The sequence below is a fragment of the Sedimentitalea xiamensis genome, from assembly GCF_030164465.1.
Lineage (GTDB): Bacteria > Pseudomonadota > Alphaproteobacteria > Rhodobacterales > Rhodobacteraceae > Sedimentitalea > Sedimentitalea xiamensis.
On record NZ_JASNJE010000002.1, the window covers coordinates 21,979 to 40,145 of the forward strand.

Below are 18,167 nucleotides of genomic sequence, written 5' to 3' on the forward strand. Positions count from 1 at the left end.
GGCGGTTCCCGCATCAGGCATCCAGCCCGGTCAGCGCGGCGGCGAAATCCTCGGGATCGAACGGCGCTAGGTCGTCGATCTGCTCACCGACACCGATGGCGTGGATCGGCAGCCCGAACCTGTCGGCCAGCGCCACCAGCACGCCGCCCTTGGCGGTGCCGTCCAGCTTGGTCATCACCAGCCCCGAAACATCCGATATCTTGCGGAAAATCTCGACCTGGCTGAGCGCGTTCTGGCCCGTCGTCGCATCCAGAACCAGCAGCGTGTTGTGCGGTGCGGTTTCGTCCTTCTTGCGGATGACCCGCACGATCTTGGCCAGTTCTTCCATCAGGTCGGCGCGGTTCTGCAACCGGCCGGCCGTGTCGATCATCAGGAGGTCGGCCCCCTCTTCCTGGGCCCTGGCCATGGCGTCAAACGCAAGGCTCGCGGGGTCAGATCCCTCGGGCGCGGTCAGGACCGGCACCCCGGCCCGGTCGCCCCAGACCTGAAGCTGTTCGACCGCCGCCGCGCGGAATGTATCGCCCGCGGCGATCACCACCTTCTTGCCGGCTGCCTTGAACTGGCTGGCCAGCTTGCCGATGGTTGTGGTCTTGCCCGACCCGTTCACCCCGACGACGAGCACCACCTGCGGACGTTTGGGATAGATCGGCATGGGCTTCGCAACCGGCTCCATGATCCGGGTGACTTCCTGGGCGAGAAGCGATTTGATCTCGTCGGTGGACAGTTTCTTGCCAAACCGGCCTTCCGCCATGTTCGCCGTGACGCGCAATGCGGTGTCGACGCCCATGTCGGCGCTGATCAGCAGTTCTTCGAGCTGCTCCAGCATGTCGTCGTCAAGGGTCCGGCGCATCACCGGCGCGGCGGCTCCCCGCTTGAACAGCCGGTTCAGCAGCCCGCCGCCCTGCGGCGGGATCTCTGCCGGCGGAATGCCCGGTGTCGGGTCTGCCGGCATCGGATCGGGCAGCGGTTCCGGTTCCGGGCGCGGTTCCGGTCCCGGCGCGGGCACCGGCATCGGTTCGGGCCGCGGCGCCGGATCCGGGGACGGGACGTGTTCGGGGACGGGCACCGTTTCCGGTTCCGGCAGCTCGACCGGTTGAGGCTGCGTCTCTGGCTCGGGTTCGGGCAGTTCCGGCGGCGAAGCCGGGGGTTCCGGCGCGGGTGGCTGGGGGACTTCCGGCCTGGGTTCCGGCTGTTCGGACGGACGGTCGGGTTCGCCGCCGTCCTCGACGATCGCGTCCAGACCCTCTTCGATCTTCGACGAGGATTTGAACAGTTTCTCCTTGAGCTTGCTGAAAAACGCCATGCTGATCTCCACGAGAGCCGATTGTCTTCACCTAATGCGGATTGCGCTGGTATGGAAGGGTGCGGCGGTTCGGCCCAGGTTTGACAGGTTCCCTGCATGACGCGGAGGTGGCCGCGGATCGCCGGGAGAGCGATAGAGGTGAAGTCCTGGATAATGTTCTGGTTCGCGCTGGCCAGCCTGTCCCCGATCCCGGTCCTGGCCGCAGCCTGTCTTTGGGGCGGCGGCTGGACCCTTCTGGCGCTGTTGCAGGTGACGGTTCTGGTGCGTGCCCTGGACCGGATCGGCGGGATCGCGCTACCCGTTCGGGACGATCCCGCGGCACGGCGGTTCGCGCAAGGCCTGAACGTGACGCTGGGCATCCTGCATTTCCCCTTGCTGGCGCTCGGCGTCTGGAGCTTCGCCGGCGCGGCGGATCACGCGTTCTGGCAGACGGGTGCGACGGTGCTGGCGCTCGGGCTGTTCCTGGGGCAGGTTTCCAATTCCAACGCCCATGAACTGATCCATGCACCGGGACGTTGGACACGCAGGCTGGGAGCCGCCGTGTTCACCTCGCTGCTGTTCGGCCATCATGCATCGGCGCATCTCCGGGTGCACCACGTTCACGTGGCCAGCGACGCGGACCCGAATTCTGCGCGGGCGGGCGAAGGCTTCTACAGGTTCCTGCCGCGCGCCTGGATCGGATCGTTCGCGGCGGGCTGGCGGGCCGAGACGGTGGCGCGGGCGCGCCGGGTTCCGCCCCCTTCGGTGCCGAGCCATCCCTACGTGGCCTATTGCGGCGGGGCGGCGCTGACGGTTTCGGCAGCCTTTGTCCTCGCCGGATGGGCCGGCGTGCTGAGCCTGATGGGCCTGGCCTGCCTTGCCCAGGTCCAGTTGCTGCTGGCCGACTATATCCAGCACTACGGTTTGCGTCGCCATCGGCGCGCGGATGGGAGCCTTGAACCGGCGGGACCGGAACATGCGTGGAATGCGCCGCATTGGTATTCCGCGGCGATGATGCTGAATGCGCCGCGTCATTCCGATCACCACCTGCATCCGGGCCGCCGGTTTCCCGCGCTTGATCTTGACCGACAATCGATGCCGGTCTGGCCGTGGTCGATGCCGGCGATGGCGCGCCTGGCCCTGGTTCCCGTCCTGTGGCGCAAGGTCATGAATCCGCGCGTCGCGCACTGGAATGCGAGACAGGGTGTCGGCCCCGACCCGATGGAATGACCGCGCCGGTTCTGGCATGATCGCAAGATGCTGTTGCGAAGCCTGATTCTCGTCTGTCTGTTGGCCCAGCCCGCGCTGGCCCAGCAGACCCTGTCTGCCGATGCGTTCGATGCCTATACGCGGGGCAAGACACTGTTTTACGGTTTCGACGGTGAAGCCTATGGCGTCGAACGCTACCTGGACGACCGGCGGGTGGTCTGGTCGTTTCTGGATGGCCGGTGCCGGGACGGCATCTGGTACGAGGACGGCGGTCAGATCTGTTTCGTCTATGAAGACCGCCCCGACCCGCAATGCTGGACGTTCCAGCAAACCTCGCGCGGGCTGATCGCGCGGTTCGAGAACAACCCCGACGCGACCGAACTCTACGAGGCAGAGGACGTCGGCGAAGACATGCTGTGCTATGGCCCGGATGTCGGGGTCTGACCGCGCCGGGAGCAGATCAGAACAATGATCCCTGATCCGGCGCGTCCGGACCCTCGCCGGAACCGGCCTTCCTGCGCCGCGCCGCGTTGGTCACCGGCAAGCGCCCGTCCGCGAACTGGATCTCGAGACTGCCGGCCCGTGACGCCTGGGCTTCTGTCGTCACCAGGGCGCCGTCGGCGCGCACCACGGCATAGCCGCGTTCCAGGGTCGCCTGATAACCGAGAGAGACCAGGAGCCGGTCCGTGGCCTCGATCCGGCTGCGCAGGCCGCGGATCTGCGTGGTTCCCGCGATCGACAGACGCCGCCCGAGCGCCGCCAGCGCCGCCGCTCTTTCATCGACCCTGCCCTGAAGCTGTTCCGGGCGCAGACGGCCGGCAAGGCGACTCAGCGCATCGCGATGTGCGCGGGCGTTCCTGTGCAGCGACGGTTCCAGCCGCGCGGCGCAGCCTGCCAGCTTTTCCCGGTTCGACCGGAGGCCGCCGCGCAGAACTGATGGCCGCAACGTGCCGGACAGGTCCACCAGCCTCAGGCGTCGCGCCTGAACCCCGGTCCTGAGCGCCGCGCGCAGTTTCTCGTCCGCCTGATCGAGCCGCTGGCGCGGGCTGTCGAGCAGTCCATCAGGCCGGGGCAAGGCGCGGGACAGATCGGCCAGGCGCTGCCGGCGCTGGCTGACCGCGTTGCTCATGGCGCGGGTGATCCGCGCGCCCTGGCTGTCCACGAAGGCCAGCAGTTCCAGCCGGACCGGCACCGCCAGTTCGGCGGCCGCCGTCGGCGTTGGCGCGCGCCGGTCGGACACGAAATCGATCAGCGTGGTGTCGGTTTCGTGACCCACGGCGGAAATCAGCGGGATCTGAGACGCCGCCGCCGCCCGCGCGACGATTTCTTCGTTGAAGCCCCAGAGATCTTCGACCGATCCGCCGCCGCGGGCCACGATGAGAAGGTCCGGACGCGGCAGGGCGCCGCCGGGCGTCAGGGCGTTGAACCCTTCGATGGCCCGCGCGACTTCGGGGGCGCAGGCCGCGCCCTGCACCGCCACCGGCCAGATCAGAACCTTGCGCGGGAACCTGTCGCGCAGCCGGTGCAGGATATCGCGGATCACCGCCCCGGACGGCGAGGTGACGACGCCGATGACCTCCGGAAGGTAGGGCAACCGCTTCTTGCGTTCAGGATCGAAAAGACCTTCGGCGGCCAGTTGTTTCTTGCGCTTTTCCAGCAGGGCCATCAGGGAGCCCTGCCCCGCGACCGTGACTTCGTCGACGTTCAGGTTGTATTTGGATTGCGCCCCGAACGCTGTCAGCCGGCCGGTCACGACCACCTCCAGCCCTTCCTCGGGCACGACGGAAAGCCCCGCGATCTGGCCCTTCCAGGTGGTGCAGGCCAGAACCGACCGGTCGTCCTTCACATCGTAATAGAGATGACCCGAACGGGCCTTGAACACGCGACCGACTTCGCCGCGCACGCGGATGCGGCCGAATTCATCCTCCAGCGCGCGCTTCACCGCGCCCGATATTTCCGAAACGGTAAATTCCGGCAGGTTCTGACCCGGCCGCGGGTCGTCGATGAGATCGGACATGTGGGTGCCTTGTTTCGCCTGTGCGGTCAGCTTAGAACGCGGGCGCAGCAAGGCCAAGCAGATCGGAGCGCAATTCATGAACATCCTCATCCTCGGCAGCGGCGGGCGCGAACACAGCCTCGCCTGGGCGGTGTTGCAGAACCCGAAATGCGACAAGCTGATCGTCGCGCCGGGCAACGCGGGAATTGCGCAGATCGCCGATTGCGCGAAACTGGATATCGAAAGCGGCGGCGCGGTGGCCACCTTTGCCGAGGAAAACGCCATCGACATGGTCATCGTCGGCCCGGAAGCCCCCCTGGCGGCCGGAGTCGCGGACCGGCTGCGCGAGGCCGGGCTGCTTGTGTTCGGCCCTTCCGCCGCAGCGGCGCGCCTTGAATCCTCCAAGAGCTTCACCAAGGAAATCTGCGACGCGGCGGGTGCGCCGACGGCGGCCTACGGGCACTTCACCGATGCCGAATCCGCGCGCGCTTATGTCCGGCGCCGGGGCGCGCCCATCGTGGTCAAGGCCGACGGTCTGGCCGCCGGCAAGGGCGTGATCGTGGCCATGACCGAAGCCGAGGCGCTCGCCGCCATCGACGACATGTTCGGCGGCGCGTTCGGAGGGGCCGGCGCCGAAGTGGTGATCGAGGAATTCATGGAAGGCGAAGAAGCGTCGTTCTTCGTGCTCTGCGATGGCGAAACCGTTCTGCCCATCGGCACGGCGCAGGATCACAAGCGCGTCGGCGAGAGCGATACCGGGCCGAACACCGGCGGCATGGGCGCGTATTCCCCGGCCCCGGTACTGAACGAGGAGATCGCGCAAAAGGCGCTGGACCGGATCGTGCGTCCGACAATGGCGGAAATGGCGCGGCGCGGGATACCCTACCAGGGCGTGCTCTATGTCGGGCTGATGATCAAGGACGGCGAACCGCGGCTGGTGGAATACAACGTCCGTTTCGGCGATCCTGAATGCCAGGTGCTGATGATGCGGCTGGGGGCGCAGGCGATGGACCTGATCCACGCCACCGCCGAAGGCCGCCTGGACAAGATGCGGGTCAACTGGGCCGACGATCACGCGATGACCGTCGTCATGGCCGCCAGAGGCTATCCCGGCAGCTATGAAAAGGGCAGCGCCATCGGCGGGCTGGACAGGCTGCCAGAAACCAGTTCGGCAATCTGCTTTCACGCCGGCACGAGCGATCGGGACGGCCGCATCGTCGCGACCGGCGGACGGGTGCTGAACGTCACCGCCCGTGGCGCGAGCCTGGCCGAAGCGCGCGACCGCGCCTATGCGATGGTCGATGATCTGGACTGGCCCGAGGGGTTTTGCCGCCGCGATATCGGCTGGCGCGCGCTCTGACGGGCGCATCGACCCGTACGTATCAGCGCGCGGCGCCGCGCCTCTTCAGTAGCGGCATGACAGGACGCGGCGGAATCCGCCATCCGTCGCCGCCAGACCGGTCGTCTCGCGCCTCAGACCGTTGCTGGTCAGCCGGACCAGCACGATCCGGTTGAAGCCGCCATCCGCAAGAACCATTTCCGGACCGGCACCGCAATCGCGCAGGCCACCCCAGATGACCTCATCGCCGATCCGGTGATTGGTGAGATCGCCCATCTCGGCGATCCGGGTCAATCCGCCGCCGGCCCAAGTCCAGACCTGAAGGGTCATGGCCAGGTGCGGACGGTCGACATAGGCGAGATCCACGGTCCCGTCCCCGTCCAGATCGGCCACGGCAACGGGCGCGAGCCACCGGAAACGGGTTCCGATATGGGGCGTCGCGGCGATCTTTGTCAGGCCGCCCCGGCGCAGCCCGTAGACGGCCAGCTGCGCCCCGGCCCGCGGATCGGTTTCCACCACGACAACGTCGTTGACGCCATCCCCATCCGCGTCCACCACGCGCGGGGCGATGTCCTCGAACACGCTGGATCCGGATTGGCGCAGATCGACGGAATGGACCTGCCCCGCATCATCCTGTGCAAGCAGCACGTGCTTTTCCCGTATCCGGCCCATGATCCGGTGCGGATAGACATCGGCATCCGCGTCATAGCGCGCCGCGACGATGCCAGTGCCAGGCGCGGTGGCCCAGCCGTCTTGTGCGGCTGCGCCCTGCGCGAGCAGCAACAGGGCGCATCCGACCCGACGCGACAGCGCGCGCAGGATCAGATCTGTTTTTCCGGCATCTGCACGACCAGCCCGTCAAGCGCATCCGTGACCTTGATCTGGCAGGTCAGGCGCGAACGGACGGGGTCCGGTTCATAGGCAAAGTCGAGCATGTCCTCTTCCATGTCATCCCGTGCCGGGAGCTTTTCGACCCAGGCGGGGTCCACATAGACATGGCAGGTCGAACAGGCGCAGGCGCCGCCGCAATCGGCCTCGATACCGGGAATGTTGTTGTCCCGCGCGCCTTCCATGACGGTCAACCCGTTGGCGACCTCGACGACATGCTCGGTGCCGCCATGCTCGATATAGGTTATTTTTGCCATGTGTTCCGGCTCTCCTGCCTAGTTCGGACCTTTGTCTAGCCAAGCCATTTAAGTCACGCCAGAGCAATTTGCGACCCCTTGCGGCACCGCTGGATATTAATCGCACATGTTCCACTTTTGTTTCAAATGGATATTGTCCCTGCCCGCCCCCGCACAGGCTGGCCCCAGCCGCCGTCCTGCCTGACCGCAGCCCGGTTGCGCGGACCGCCGTCGCCGGTGGCGAAACACGATTACCTTGCCCGGCAACCATATTGCCCTGTCATATCACTCGGGTTATTTGCTAGCCTCACCGGAATGGGGATCTTTGGGGAGAGAGACACATGCCCGCGCTCAGCCTGCCGGAAATCGGATTTCTGTCCGATATTTCCGTCGATCTCAGGAAAATGCTGTCCGAACAAGCGACCGAACTGAAACTGGAACCGGGCGAAGTCCTGTTTGAACAGGGCGACATTGGCGACACGCTCTATGCCATCATCAGCGGCGCGGTTGAATTCAGCGTTCTCGCGCTGGACGGGCGCAAGCTGACGCTGGACATGATGCGCCCCGGCGCGTTGTTCGGAGAGATTTCCCTGTTCGATCCGGGCGAACGAACCGCCACCGCCACGGCGGTCGAACCGACCCGGCTCTGCCGTGTGCGCCATTCGGACGTGCTGGCGCAGATCCGGCATCAGCCGGACCTTGCCGTCGACATGATCCATCTTGCCGGGCAACGGATGCGCTGGATGGGACGGCAGTTGAACGAACAGGTCTTCCTGCCGCTTCCGACGCGACTGGCGCGCAAGGTGTTGCACCTTGCACCGGAAGATTCGACCGCGCCCTGCAAGCTGACCCTGTCACAGGCCGAACTGGCCGAATTCGTGGGCGCGACCCGCGAGGCGGTGTCCAAGATCCTGTCGAGCTGGAAAAGGGACGGCGTGATCGATGGCACCCGCGGCGGCCTCGTTATCGTGGACTGGGACGCCTTGTCGATGCTCGCGGAACCGGATCAGATCTGACCCGGCGCCTTCTTCTCGGGACATCCGGAATTCCTGCCGCTGTGTGGCCTCGTTCACATACAGCGCTGCGATTCTTCGCCATATTGGTATCACGAGAACGCAAAAGCCTCTGGCACCAGTTAACGAGAAAGGAGCCACCAATGACCCGTTTCCCTGTCACGCTCCGCAACCGTTTCTGCACAACTCTCCCCGTGCAGCAACGGCCCAGGCTGAGCATCGTCCTCAGTTGGTTGGTGGCGACCGATACCGAGTTCCGCCGGACGCAGGCTTTGCTGCATCCTCCCGGCAGGTGGCCGTAACCACCTGTCCTTCCTCCCGGACCGGTCCTATTTCAGTGTGCTCCCCGACCGGTCGAAGGAAGAGAGCCATGTGCTTTGGCACATGGCTCTCTTTTTTTGTCACAACCCGGAAAAGGGGCGGCTTGGTCACATGCCCCCCCCGACAGTTGCCGGTCAGTCGGTCAGGCTGAGCGCGACGAACCGCGGATCGCCCGCGCGCCGCACGAGCAGCAAGAGCGATTTCCGCCCGGCCTCCTTCGCTTCGGCAATCCGATCATCCAGTTCGTCCAGCGAGCCGACTTTCTGCTGGCCCGCTTCGGTGATCACATCCCCCGCGCGCAAGCCTTTTTCAAACGCTTCCGACGCTTCGTCCACGTCCAGCACCGCAAGGCCGTTCTGATTGTCCGGCACGCCCAGTTCCCGCCGCATCTCGTCGGTCAGAATGCTCAACGTCATTCCCAGAACGGTCTTTTCCTGCACATCGTCGCCCGGCTGGTCCTGCATCGCCGCAGGAACCGCGCCTTCGGCTTCCTCCCGGCGGCCGAGCGTCACGAGAACCGTCTGGGTTGCGCCTTCGCGATAGACCACGACCCGCACGGCCTTGCCGACAGCGGTGTTTCCGACCTGACGCACAAGCGCCCGCGTATCCGCGACGTCGACGCCGTCAAAGCCGATGATCACGTCGCCGGACAGCAATCCGGCATCCTTGGCGGGACCATCCGGCACATCCGTCACCAGGGCACCGGCGGCCTCTTCCAGACCCATGGCTTCCGCCACGTCCTCGGTCACGTCCTGAATGCGCACGCCCAGCCAACCGCGCCGCGTTTCGCCGAATTCCTTCAACTGGTCGACCACGCGGGTCACGACATTGGACGCCATCGAAAACCCGATACCGATGGACCCGCCATTGGGCGACAGGATCGCCGTGTTCACGCCGACGACTTCTCCGTCCATGTTGAACAGGGGGCCGCCGGAATTGCCGCGGTTGATCGCCGCGTCGGTCTGGATGTAGTCATCATAGGTGCCCGACAAGGCGCGGTTGCGCGCCGAAACGATACCGGCAGACACGGAAAAACCCTGTCCGAGCGGGTTGCCCATCGCGATCACCCAGTCTCCGACACGCGCCAGATCGCTGTCGCCGAAGCTGACGAAGGGCAGCGGTTCTTCCGGTTCGACCTTGAGCAGCGCAATGTCGGTGTTCGGATCGGTCCCCACGACGGTGGCCGGCAGTTCGTCGCCGGAAAAGAATTCCACCAGGATCTCGTCGGCGCCGTCGATGACGTGGTTGTTGGTCACGACGTAACCGTCTTCCGAAATCACGAAGCCCGAACCGAGCGCGGAGGACCGGCGCGGGCGCTGTCCTTCGCCGTTGTTGCGGTCCTGGAATTCGCGGAAGAAATCTTCGAACGGGGATCCTTCCGGCACGATCCCTTGCAGCCCGGACCGGCCTTCGACCATGGTGGAGGTCGTGATGTTGACCACCGACGGGCTGATCTTCTCGGCAAGCGGAGCAAGGCTTTCGGGGCGGGCCTGCGCCATGAGCGCCTGCGCCATAACAAGAACCATCGTCAGCACGCCAAGCCAGATCAGACGCATCCGATCCCGTGGCTTGAGCGAACGGTCTTTTGAAACTGCGATTGCCTTTGGCTGCACGTTGCCATCTCCTTGTTGCTGTGCCGGGCCGGGCACTGCTCTGGCCCGATGCGCACCCTTGCTTCAATGTAGGGGCTTTGCCCTGCGCAGCCAACACTGTTGCAGTGTTTCAAGCGTATGTGAAAGCCCCGCGGAACATGCGCATCGCGGAACCGCGCATCAGAGCACGTTCAGGCCATGCGCGATCCAGAGCAGAATCAGGCCGCTGACAATCGCCAGAAGGCCGATCTGGCGCCGCGCCTGATGCGGCAGGTTGCGCAGCATTTCCAGCATCTGTTCAATCATCGAAGGGGCCAGCACCCAGACCAGCCCCTCCACGATCAGCACCAGCCCGAGGGCCAGAAAGATCAGCCCCATGACGACGGGCTACTGCCGCGGCTGCGACGGCGTTCCGTCCGGCGAGCGGAGATAGTTGAAGAAATCCGAATCCGGGCTCATCACCATCGAAGAATTGCTGCCCTGGAGCGCCCGCTGATAGGCGGTGAGAGAGCGGTAGAATTCAAAGAATTCTTCATCCTTTCCAAAGGCTTCAGCGAAGATGTTGTTGCGCAGCGCATCGGCTTCACCACGAATGATTTCAGCTTCCCGCTGCGCTTCGGACACCAGTTCCACGACAGTTCTGTCCGCCTGGGCCCGCACCCGCTGCGCGGCTTCGTTACCGCGGGCGCGTTCGTCCGTCGCCTCGCGTTCACGCTCTGCGCGCATCCGTTCGAAGGTGGCTTCCAGGTTCTGCGTCGGCAGGTCGGTCGCTTTCAGGCGCACGTCGATGATGTCGATCCCGAGGGCGCGCGCCTCGGCAATCGCCGCATTGCGGATGCGCAGCATCAAGGCCGCGCGGTCCGAACTCAGGATATCCTTGGAACTGACAGAACCGAGCACTTCGCGGGTTTCGGCCCGAAGGATCGAATCCAGACGGTTTTCGGCGGTCGCGATCCCGCCGACACCGACGGCCTGCCGGAACTGGTTCACATCGGTGATCCGGTAGCGCGCGAAGGCATCGACGACCAGGCGGCGATCGTCCAGCGGCGTGACTTCGAGAGGTTCGACATCGCGGGACAGGATCCGGTCGTCATAGCGCACGACTTCCTGGATCAGCGGGATCTTGAACGCCAGTCCGGGGTCTTCCTTGACCGCCACGACGCGGCCAAATTGCAGAACGAGCGCCTTTTCGCGTTCATCCACGATGAAGATCGAGGACAGGAGTCCGGCCACGGCGATCACAAGGATCGGCAGAAGAAAAGTCGTTTTCCGCATCAGTTCGTTCCTCCGGCGCCGCGTCTCAGTTCGTTCAGAGGCAGATATGGCACGACGCCCTGACCGCCTGAATCTTTGTCGATGATGATCTTGTCTATGCCCCCGAGCACCTGTTCCATGGTTTCGAGGTAAAGACGCTTGCGGGTCACTTCCGGCGCTTTCTCGTATTCCGAGAGGACCGCGCCGAAACGGCTGGCCTCACCCTGGGCTTCGTTGACCACACGGGCGCGATAGCCTTCGGCCTCTTCCAGCGTCTGCGCCGCTTCACCGCGCGCCTCCGCGAGAACGCGGTTTGCGTAGGCGTCGGCGACGTTCTGCAACCGGTCGCGTTCCTGTGCCGCGGCCTGGACGTCGCGGAAGGCGTCGATCACCTTTTGCGGCGGGTCGGCCTTGTCAAAGTTCACGCGGATGATGTTCACGCCGCTTTCGTAGCTGTCCAGCGTCGTCTGGATCAGGTCCTGAAGGCGATCGCCGATAATGCCGCGGTCCCGGTTCAGGATCGGGGCCAGTTCGGATTGCGCGATGATCTCGCGCATCGCCGATTCCGATACGGCCTGGATCGTCTGGCGCGGGTCGGCGAGGTTGAAGAGATACTTGGCCGGGTCGTTGATATTCCAGACCACCTGGTAATCGATATCGACGACGTTTTCGTCGCCGGTCAGCATCAGGCCGTCATTGCCGCCCCGGGCACCGCCCATGTCCTCGGTCTGTTCGCGGGTGACGGGGATCACTTCCGCCGTGACGAACGGCCAGGGCGCAAAGTTCAGGCCCGGCTCACCGATGGCGGAAAACTCGCCCAGGAACAATTCGACGGACTGCTCTTCGGGCTTGACCGTGTAAAAGCTCGCCATGGCCCAGAGAACCGCGCCCGCGAGTACCGCGAGGCCAAGCGTTCCACGGGTGAACATCGGTCCGCCGCCGCCCGAGCCGCGCCCGCCCGAGCCGCCGCCCTGGCCAGCACCGCCGCGGCCGCCCATCAGGACGCGCAACTGTTCCTGGCCTTTCTTCACCAGGTCGTCGATTTCCGGAATCTGCGGGCCTTCGCCGCCAGGTCTGCGGCCGCCACCGTTCTTGCCGCCGCCGTTTCTGCCGTCGTCGTCGCCCCCGCCGGAAGAGCCTCCGCCCCCCCAGGGGCCACCGCTGTTGCCCGCCATGTCGTCTTTTCCCTTCTTATGCCGCGATCCGCAGCGTTGCCTCTTACCTGTACGCGCGTTCGAATTATTCAAGACTGAACGCGTCAGGCTTTTCGCATCGGCGTCTTCATCGTGACGATCTCTTCGGACATCGTGGGGTGAACCGCCACGGTCCGGTCGAAATCCTCCTTGGTTGCGCCCATCTTGATCGCAATCCCCGCCAATTGAATCAACTCGCCCGCATTGGGCGCCACGATATGGCAGCCCAGCACCTTGCGGTTCGCCTGACTGACCACGAGCTTCATGAGAACCCGGTCCGGGCGGCCGGCAAAAGCCGATTGCATCGGTCGGAAACTGGTGCAGTAGACTTCGACCGGTTCCTGGTCGCGGGCCGCTTCCTCGCTCAGCCCGACCGTGCCCATTTCGGGTTGGGTGAAGATGGCGCTGGGGATCAGGTCGTGATCCACCGGCGTCGGATTGCCCTTGAATACGGTTTCCACGAAGGCCATGCCTTCGCGGATCGCCACCGGCGTCAGGTTGACCCGGTTCGTCACGTCGCCGATGGCATAGATCGACGGAATCGCCGTCTGGCTGTAATCGTCCACCTCGATTTCCCCGCGCCGGCCGATTTTCACCCCGACGTCTTCAAGCCCCATGTCGCGTGCATTGGGGTCGCGACCGGTGGCGAACAGCACCATGTCGAACACCTTTTCCGTGCCATTCGTCGATTTCACCCAGATCGGGCCGTGATCCTTCCCGGGATCACCCTTCGGTGATGTCACGGGCTGATCCCGCACCGGCGCGCCCATCGCGGCATCGGACTCCGTGCCGGCATGGCTGAGCGCATGATCCGCATCCGCGCGGGTCATTTCCATGATGTTCGTGCCCAGGTGCAGGTCGATCCCCTGTTCCCGCATCGCTTCGGCCACGAGACCCCGCGCTTCGTCGTCAAAGCCGCGCAGGATCTGGGCGCCGCGGTAATACTGCGTCACATCGACCCCCAACCCGTTCAGGATGCAGGCGAATTCGCAGGCGATATAGCCGCCGCCGATGATCAGGATCGATTTCGGCAGGCTTTCCAGGTGAAAGATGTCATCGGACACGATGCCCAGATCGGCGTTCGGCATGTCCGGGCGCACCGGATGGCCGCCGGTCGCGATCAGGATGTGCTTCGCGGTGAATTCCTCGCCAGACGCCAGGGCGACCGTGTGCGCGTCCTTCACCGCGGCACGGGCATCGAAGGTATCAACACCGGAATTCTTCAACAGGGAGCGGTAGATGCCTTCAAGCCGGTCCAGTTCGGCATTCAGCGTGTCGCGAAAACCGGCCCAGTCGAACGACCCGTCCTGGATGTCCCAGCCGTAGGCGCGGGCCTCTTGCGCCATCGCGCCATAGCCCGAGGCGAATACCATCAGCTTCTTGGGCACGCAGCCCCGGATCACGCAGGTGCCGCCATAGCGGTCCTCTTCGGCCAGCGCGACCCTGGCGCCGGTTTCCGCCGCCGCCACTCTTGCGGCGCGCACGCCCCCTGACCCACCGCCGATCACGAACAGATCATAGTCGAAGTCGGTCATCGGTGTCTCCTTGCAGGTGTGCATGGGGATATGTCACGAGGTTCGTTGAAAAACCAGAGCTTCCCGGCGAAAAAGCCGTCTGGGCGGAACCGCTCGATGGCCGGAACACGCGCGGCGCGCGTCAATCGGCGGTGTCGGTGAAAAGGCCGCCCGTCTCCGCCAGGTCGATCTTCTGCTTCCTGACCGTGCCGGCGTTGATGTCGCGCAGTTCGACCCGCCCGTCTCCATGGCCGATCACCACGACGTCGCAGATGTCGATGAAAAGCCCGTTTTCCACCACTCCGGGAATCTGGTTCAGAACCATGGCGAGCTGGCGCGCGTTGCCGATGCGCTTGAGATCCAGATCGAGGATATGGTTGCCTTCGTCGGTCCGAAAGGGCGCGTCTCCCGCCATCCGAAGCGACGTGCCGCGGCCGAGAACGTCCATCGTGACGAGGGTTTCCTCGATCAGCGACCGCGTGGTCTGCCAGCCGAAGGGGATGACTTCGACCGGGAGGGGAAAGGCGCCGAGCGTTTCGACCTGCTTTGCGGCGTCGGCGATGACGATCATCTGATCCGACGCCGTGGCCACGATCTTTTCCTGCAGCAGAGCCCCGCCGCCGCCTTTTATCAGGTTGAGATCGCTGTCGAATTCATCGGTCCCGTCGATGGTCACGTCGAGCCATCCGGCTTCATCCAGCGTGATCACCTCGATTCCCACCTGCCGCGCCAGATCGGCGGTGCGGTTCGATGTCGGTACACCCCGGATCTTCAGCCCGTCCTCGCGCACCCTCTCGCCCAGGCGTTCGACCAGAAAGGCGGCGGTGCTGCCGGTTCCCAGCCCCACGCGCATCCCATCCGTGACGAACTCCGCCGCACGTCTGGCGGCGACCAGCTTGGCTGTATCGATGGGCGACAGTTCTGCGGTCATGGCGGCAACTCCGGTGCTGAATCGCGCCCTTATAGGAAAGATGTCTCCCTTGGGCGAGAGGGGAATGGACGGAAAACCGCGAACGGTGCGCTCGCGTTCCTGTCGCCCGGCCCGGTCGGAGCGTTCGGTCCGGGTCATGGTTGCATTTGAAAGCAAACAGCGGATGCACGGGTCGCGATTTCTTGCCGGGCGACCGGAAATCCGCTGAAAACGTCGCTTTCCGCTGCTGCAGAACCCTGCAAGCCGCTGTAGAACCGCTCGCATGACCGCGCCCTGTTCACCCTCTCTATCCGAAGAATTGGCCTCCTAGATGTTTCTTTCCGTTTTCGACATGTTCAAGGTCGGCATCGGCCCGTCGTCATCGCACACGATGGGGCCGATGGTCGCCGCGGCCCGGTTTCTCGATCTCATGCGGGCATCTCCCTTCGACTTCGCAGGCGTGCGGGCATCGCTTCATGGCAGCCTCGCCTTTACCGGCGTCGGCCATGCCACCGACCGCGCCACCATTCTGGGTCTGGCCGGGTTTCATCCCGACACCTATGACGCCGACGCCGCCGCCAAGGCGCTGGCAGAAATCAGATCGACTCATGTCCTGTCGCCCGAAGGACTGGCGCCGCTGCGGTTCAACCCGGCCACGGATCTGGTGTTCGACTACGACCGCGCGCTGCCGGGCCATGCCAACGGCATGGAACTGATGGCCACCGACGCGCAGGGCGACGTGGTGCTGCAACAGGTCTATTATTCAATCGGCGGCGGCTTCGTCATGACCGAGGAAGAACTGGCCGCGGGCAAGGCCACCCAGGAGGGCGCGCCGGTCCCCTACCCGTTCAAATCCGCCGCCGAAATGCTCCGGATGGCGTCGGAAAGCGGAAAATCCATTGCGGCGATGAAGCGGGCCAATGAGGTGTCGCGCGGCGGAACGGCCCGATTGACCGGCGGAACCGCGCGAATCTGGCAGGTCATGAACGACTGCATCGACCGGGGGCTTGCCAGCGAAGGCATCCTGCCGGGCGGCCTGATGGTCAAGCGCCGCGCCAAGGCCATTCACGACACACTGATTGCGGAACGCGGCATGAACCTGACCGCGCCGCATACGATCAACGACTGGATGAGCGTCTACGCCATGGCGGTCAACGAAGAGAACGCCGCCGGCGGGCAGGTCGTGACGGCACCGACCAACGGGGCCGCCGGGGTGCTGCCGGCGACCCTGCGATACTACCTCGATCATGTGCCGGGCGCATCGACCGCGCATGTGGAGGATTTCCTGCTGACGGCCGCGGCGATTGGCGGGTTGGTCAAGTTCAACGCCTCGATCTCGGGTGCCGAAGCCGGCTGCCAGGCCGAGGTCGGCAGCGCCGCCGCGATGGCCGCGGCCGGGCTCTGCGCGGTGATGGGCGGCACTCCGGAGCAAGTCGAGAACGCGGCCGAAATCGCGCTGGAACACCATCTGGGCATGACCTGCGACCCTGTCCGCGGCCTCGTGCAGGTGCCGTGCATCGAACGCAACGGGCTGGGCGCGATCAAGGCGGTCAGCGCCGCGAGCCTCGCACTGCGCGGGGACGGCACCCACCTTGTGCCGCTGGACGCCTGCATCGAGACGATGCGTCAGACCGGTCAGGACATGAGCGCGAAATACAAGGAGACATCGCTCGGCGGATTGGCGGTCAACGTGCCAAACTGCTGATCCTATAGGCCTGTTTGACGGCGCGGGTCCGCGTCGACACGCAATTCATCGGCTTTGCAGCAAACTTACGCCGGGTCAGTCAAACCTTTTCTTGCATCATTTGCGCCAGGCGCTAGCGTTTTTTCATGTCCACCGACCGGCCCGTTCTGGGCATTCTGCTCATGCTTGGTTTTTGCGTTGTCGCCCCGGTCGGCGATGCCGTTGCCAAGCTGCTTGGCGCTTCGGTGCCGCTGGGGCAATTGCTGCTGGTGCGTTTCGCAGTACAGGGGCTGATCCTGCTGCCGATCGTGATATTCGGCCACCGCCTGTGGCGCATGCGCGGACGGGTGCTTTGGCTGGTGATACTGCGCACGGCGCTGCACATTTTCGGGATCGGGGCGATGTTCACCGCGCTGAAATACCTGCCCCTTGCCGATGCCGTCGCAATCGCCTTCGTGATGCCTTTCATCATGCTGCTTCTCGGAAAATACATACTGGGCGAGGAAGTCGGGGCCAGGCGGCTCTGGGCCTGCATCGTCGGGTTCATCGGCACACTCCTGGTGATTCAGCCAAGTTTCGCGGAAGTCGGCTGGCCCGCTCTGCTGCCGCTGGCGGTGGCAATCACCTTTTCGGTCTTCATTCTCGTCACCCGCCAGATCGCGCGGGAAACCGACCCCATCGGACTGCAGGCGGTGAGCGGCGTCATGGCGGCCCTGTTCCTGGCGCCGGTCGTCCTGATCGGCGACGCCCTGGGAATCGCGCCACTGTCGGTGATCGCGCCGAACGCCTATGAATGGTCGCTGTTGCTGGGCATCGGGATCCTCGGCACCGGGGCGCATCTTTTGATGACCTGGTCGTTACGCTATGCCCCCGCCGCCACCCTGGCCCCGATGCAGTATCTCGAAATCCCCGTCGCCACGGCGATAGGGTGGATGATCTTCAATGACCTTCCCAATACGCTGGCCGGGATCGGCATCTGCATCACGGTCGCTGCCGGACTTTACATCGTGATGCGCGAACGGTCGGTGGCGCGCAGCATCGCGCGGGCTAGTCGGGCGAAATCGCTGCAAACCCCCGCATGACCGCATCCAGGGCCGTTCTTGGAACCATCGCCAGGGCGCCCGGTCCGTCAAGGCGCAGCTGAACCGTGCCGGTGGCGCGGTTGGACGTCGCGATCCGCCGGTCGGGGGCCAGGTCCAGCCCGTCGATGGGCCAGCGCAACCCGACCGAAGAGCCTGTGACGGGTCGCATCGGAAACAGAGAAAAACCGTCCCCATCCGCGAGGTCCAGCGTCAGGGCCGGCGGAAGGTGAAAGATCACCTCTTCCTGACCGATCAGCAGGCAGACGCGCGATGCGTGGCGAACCAGCGTGTTGAAGGCCGCGAGCTGGTGGTCGATGCGCCCGCCAAGAAACCCGACCGCAAGTATCACCGGGCTTTGAATGCTGCGCACCGACTTGTCGAAATCGGTGCTGTCTTGCTCCGCGATGCGGAAAATCCGATCGGCGGGAAAGCGGGCGCGGGCAAGGTCATCCAGGCTGTCCATGTCTCCGATCACGGCGCGGGGCATGTGGCCCGCGCTGAGCGCATGCATCGCCCCGCCGTCGGCGGCGACCAGAACGGGCGCGCGTTCCAGCGCCAGATCGAGATCCAGTGGCCCAAGCGGGCCGCTGCCCACGAGCGTGACCGGCCGATCCGAACAAATTATCGCATTTTCCATGGTGGCGTTAATGGCGT

17 protein-coding genes are annotated in these 18,167 nt (G+C 64.9%); 6 read left to right on the forward strand and 11 right to left on the reverse strand.

The window, feature by feature from the left end; translation table 11 throughout:
* Nucleotides 1-13 precede the first annotated feature (13 nt).
* Complete coding sequence (gene ftsY / locus QO034_RS01945; protein ID WP_284483819.1) at nt 14-1,303, reverse strand: signal recognition particle-docking protein FtsY; 1,290 nt, start codon at nt 1,301-1,303, stop codon at nt 14-16.
* 138 nt (nt 1,304-1,441) lie between these two features.
* Between ftsY and QO034_RS01950 the strand changes: the two genes are divergently transcribed.
* Both QO034_RS01950 and QO034_RS01955 read left to right on the forward strand, forming a co-directional pair.
* Nucleotides 1,442-2,512, forward strand: a complete 1,071-nt coding sequence (locus QO034_RS01950) for an alkane 1-monooxygenase (RefSeq protein WP_321169981.1) — start codon at nt 1,442-1,444, stop codon at nt 2,510-2,512.
* 27 nt (nt 2,513-2,539) lie between these two features.
* Nucleotides 2,540-2,935 (forward strand): hypothetical protein, encoded by a 396-nt coding sequence (locus QO034_RS01955; RefSeq protein WP_284483820.1) that lies wholly within the window; start codon nt 2,540-2,542, stop codon nt 2,933-2,935.
* A 16-nt stretch (nt 2,936-2,951) separates the two neighbouring features.
* Here QO034_RS01955 and xseA read toward each other — a convergent pair whose 3' ends face one another.
* Nucleotides 2,952-4,508, reverse strand: coding sequence for an exodeoxyribonuclease VII large subunit (xseA, locus tag QO034_RS01960; RefSeq protein ID WP_284483821.1), 1,557 nt, complete (start codon nt 4,506-4,508; stop codon nt 2,952-2,954).
* A gap of 76 nt (nt 4,509-4,584) precedes the next feature.
* Here xseA and purD point away from each other — a divergent pair, with 76 nt between their 5' ends.
* The gene (gene purD, locus QO034_RS01965; RefSeq protein WP_284483822.1) at nt 4,585-5,847 is read left to right on the forward strand and encodes a phosphoribosylamine--glycine ligase; all 1,263 of its coding nucleotides are present in this window, start codon (nt 4,585-4,587) and stop codon (nt 5,845-5,847) included.
* Nucleotides 5,848-5,892: 45 nt separating this feature from the next.
* Here the strand turns inward: purD and QO034_RS01970 are convergent, their stop codons facing one another.
* Complete coding sequence (locus tag QO034_RS01970) at nt 5,893-6,609, reverse strand: FG-GAP-like repeat-containing protein (RefSeq protein WP_284483823.1); 717 nt, start codon at nt 6,607-6,609, stop codon at nt 5,893-5,895.
* Between the two features lie 38 nt (nt 6,610-6,647).
* Nucleotides 6,648-6,971: a 2Fe-2S iron-sulfur cluster-binding protein gene (locus tag QO034_RS01975; RefSeq protein WP_284483824.1), complete on the reverse strand. Its 324-nt coding sequence runs from the start codon at nt 6,969-6,971 to the stop codon at nt 6,648-6,650.
* A gap of 320 nt (nt 6,972-7,291) precedes the next feature.
* On the opposite strand from QO034_RS01975, the gene QO034_RS01980 reads away from it, so the two are divergent.
* Nucleotides 7,292-7,966: a Crp/Fnr family transcriptional regulator gene (locus tag QO034_RS01980; protein ID WP_284483825.1), complete on the forward strand. Its 675-nt coding sequence runs from the start codon at nt 7,292-7,294 to the stop codon at nt 7,964-7,966.
* A 452-nt stretch (nt 7,967-8,418) separates the two neighbouring features.
* Here QO034_RS01980 and QO034_RS01985 read toward each other — a convergent pair whose 3' ends face one another.
* The 6 genes from QO034_RS01985 to rpiA all read right to left on the reverse strand — a co-directional run bounded on the left by QO034_RS01985 (nt 8,419) and on the right by rpiA (nt 14,768).
* Nucleotides 8,419-9,840: a Do family serine endopeptidase gene (locus QO034_RS01985; protein WP_407696714.1), complete on the reverse strand. Its 1,422-nt coding sequence runs from the start codon at nt 9,838-9,840 to the stop codon at nt 8,419-8,421.
* 216 nt (nt 9,841-10,056) lie between these two features.
* Nucleotides 10,057-10,254, reverse strand: coding sequence for a DUF2065 domain-containing protein (locus QO034_RS01990; RefSeq protein ID WP_284483827.1), 198 nt, complete (start codon nt 10,252-10,254; stop codon nt 10,057-10,059).
* 9 nt (nt 10,255-10,263) lie between these two features.
* Entirely contained in the window at nt 10,264-11,151 is an 888-nt protein-coding gene (gene hflC / locus QO034_RS01995; protein WP_284483828.1) for a protease modulator HflC, read from the reverse strand.
* On the reverse strand, nt 11,151-12,305 hold the full coding sequence (hflK, locus tag QO034_RS02000; protein WP_284483829.1) for an FtsH protease activity modulator HflK: 1,155 nt from the start codon (nt 12,303-12,305) through the stop codon (nt 11,151-11,153). The genes hflC and hflK overlap by 1 nt, the downstream gene beginning before the upstream one ends.
* Nucleotides 12,306-12,388: 83 nt before the next feature.
* A complete protein-coding gene (locus tag QO034_RS02005; protein ID WP_284483830.1) occupies nt 12,389-13,858 on the reverse strand; it encodes an FAD-dependent oxidoreductase in 1,470 nt (489 codons plus the stop codon).
* A gap of 121 nt (nt 13,859-13,979) precedes the next feature.
* A complete protein-coding gene (gene rpiA, locus QO034_RS02010) occupies nt 13,980-14,768 on the reverse strand; it encodes a ribose-5-phosphate isomerase RpiA (protein WP_284483831.1) in 789 nt (262 codons plus the stop codon).
* A 310-nt stretch (nt 14,769-15,078) separates the two neighbouring features.
* Here rpiA and QO034_RS02015 point away from each other — a divergent pair, with 310 nt between their 5' ends.
* Nucleotides 15,079-16,452 carry an L-serine ammonia-lyase gene (locus tag QO034_RS02015; RefSeq protein WP_284483832.1) on the forward strand — a complete coding sequence of 458 codons (1,374 nt, stop codon included), beginning with the start codon at nt 15,079-15,081 and terminating at the stop codon, nt 16,450-16,452.
* A 125-nt stretch (nt 16,453-16,577) separates the two neighbouring features.
* Nucleotides 16,578-17,513, forward strand: a complete 936-nt coding sequence (locus QO034_RS02020; protein ID WP_284483833.1) for a DMT family transporter — start codon at nt 16,578-16,580, stop codon at nt 17,511-17,513.
* On the opposite strand, the gene QO034_RS02025 is transcribed toward QO034_RS02020, so the two are convergent.
* A complete protein-coding gene (locus QO034_RS02025; RefSeq protein ID WP_284483834.1) occupies nt 17,479-18,150 on the reverse strand; it encodes a thiamine diphosphokinase in 672 nt (223 codons plus the stop codon). The genes QO034_RS02020 and QO034_RS02025 overlap by 35 nt on opposite strands.
* Nucleotides 18,151-18,167: the final 17 nt, after the last annotated feature.

Coding starts and splice junctions, on each gene's coding strand:
- ftsY (WP_284483819.1), bottom strand. CDS start 1,303: ATGGCGTTTTTCAGCAAGCTCAAGGAGAAACTGTTCAAATCCTCGTCG.
- QO034_RS01955 (WP_284483820.1), top strand. CDS start 2,540: ATGCTGTTGCGAAGCCTGATTCTCGTCTGTCTGTTGGCCCAGCCCGCG.
- xseA (WP_284483821.1), bottom strand. CDS start 4,508: ATGTCCGATCTCATCGACGACCCGCGGCCGGGTCAGAACCTGCCGGAA.
- purD (WP_284483822.1), top strand. CDS start 4,585: ATGAACATCCTCATCCTCGGCAGCGGCGGGCGCGAACACAGCCTCGCC.
- QO034_RS01975 (WP_284483824.1), bottom strand. CDS start 6,971: ATGGCAAAAATAACCTATATCGAGCATGGCGGCACCGAGCATGTCGTC.
- QO034_RS01980 (WP_284483825.1), top strand. CDS start 7,292: ATGCCCGCGCTCAGCCTGCCGGAAATCGGATTTCTGTCCGATATTTCC.
- QO034_RS01985 (WP_407696714.1), bottom strand. CDS start 9,840: ATGCGTCTGATCTGGCTTGGCGTGCTGACGATGGTTCTTGTTATGGCG.
- QO034_RS01990 (WP_284483827.1), bottom strand. CDS start 10,254: ATGGGGCTGATCTTTCTGGCCCTCGGGCTGGTGCTGATCGTGGAGGGG.
- hflC (WP_284483828.1), bottom strand. CDS start 11,151: ATGCGGAAAACGACTTTTCTTCTGCCGATCCTTGTGATCGCCGTGGCC.
- hflK (WP_284483829.1), bottom strand. CDS start 12,305: ATGGCGGGCAACAGCGGTGGCCCCTGGGGGGGCGGAGGCTCTTCCGGC.
- QO034_RS02005 (WP_284483830.1), bottom strand. CDS start 13,858: ATGACCGACTTCGACTATGATCTGTTCGTGATCGGCGGTGGGTCAGGG.
- rpiA (WP_284483831.1), bottom strand. CDS start 14,768: ATGACCGCAGAACTGTCGCCCATCGATACAGCCAAGCTGGTCGCCGCC.
- QO034_RS02015 (WP_284483832.1), top strand. CDS start 15,079: ATGTTTCTTTCCGTTTTCGACATGTTCAAGGTCGGCATCGGCCCGTCG.
- QO034_RS02020 (WP_284483833.1), top strand. CDS start 16,578: ATGTCCACCGACCGGCCCGTTCTGGGCATTCTGCTCATGCTTGGTTTT.
- QO034_RS02025 (WP_284483834.1), bottom strand. CDS start 18,150: ATGGAAAATGCGATAATTTGTTCGGATCGGCCGGTCACGCTCGTGGGC.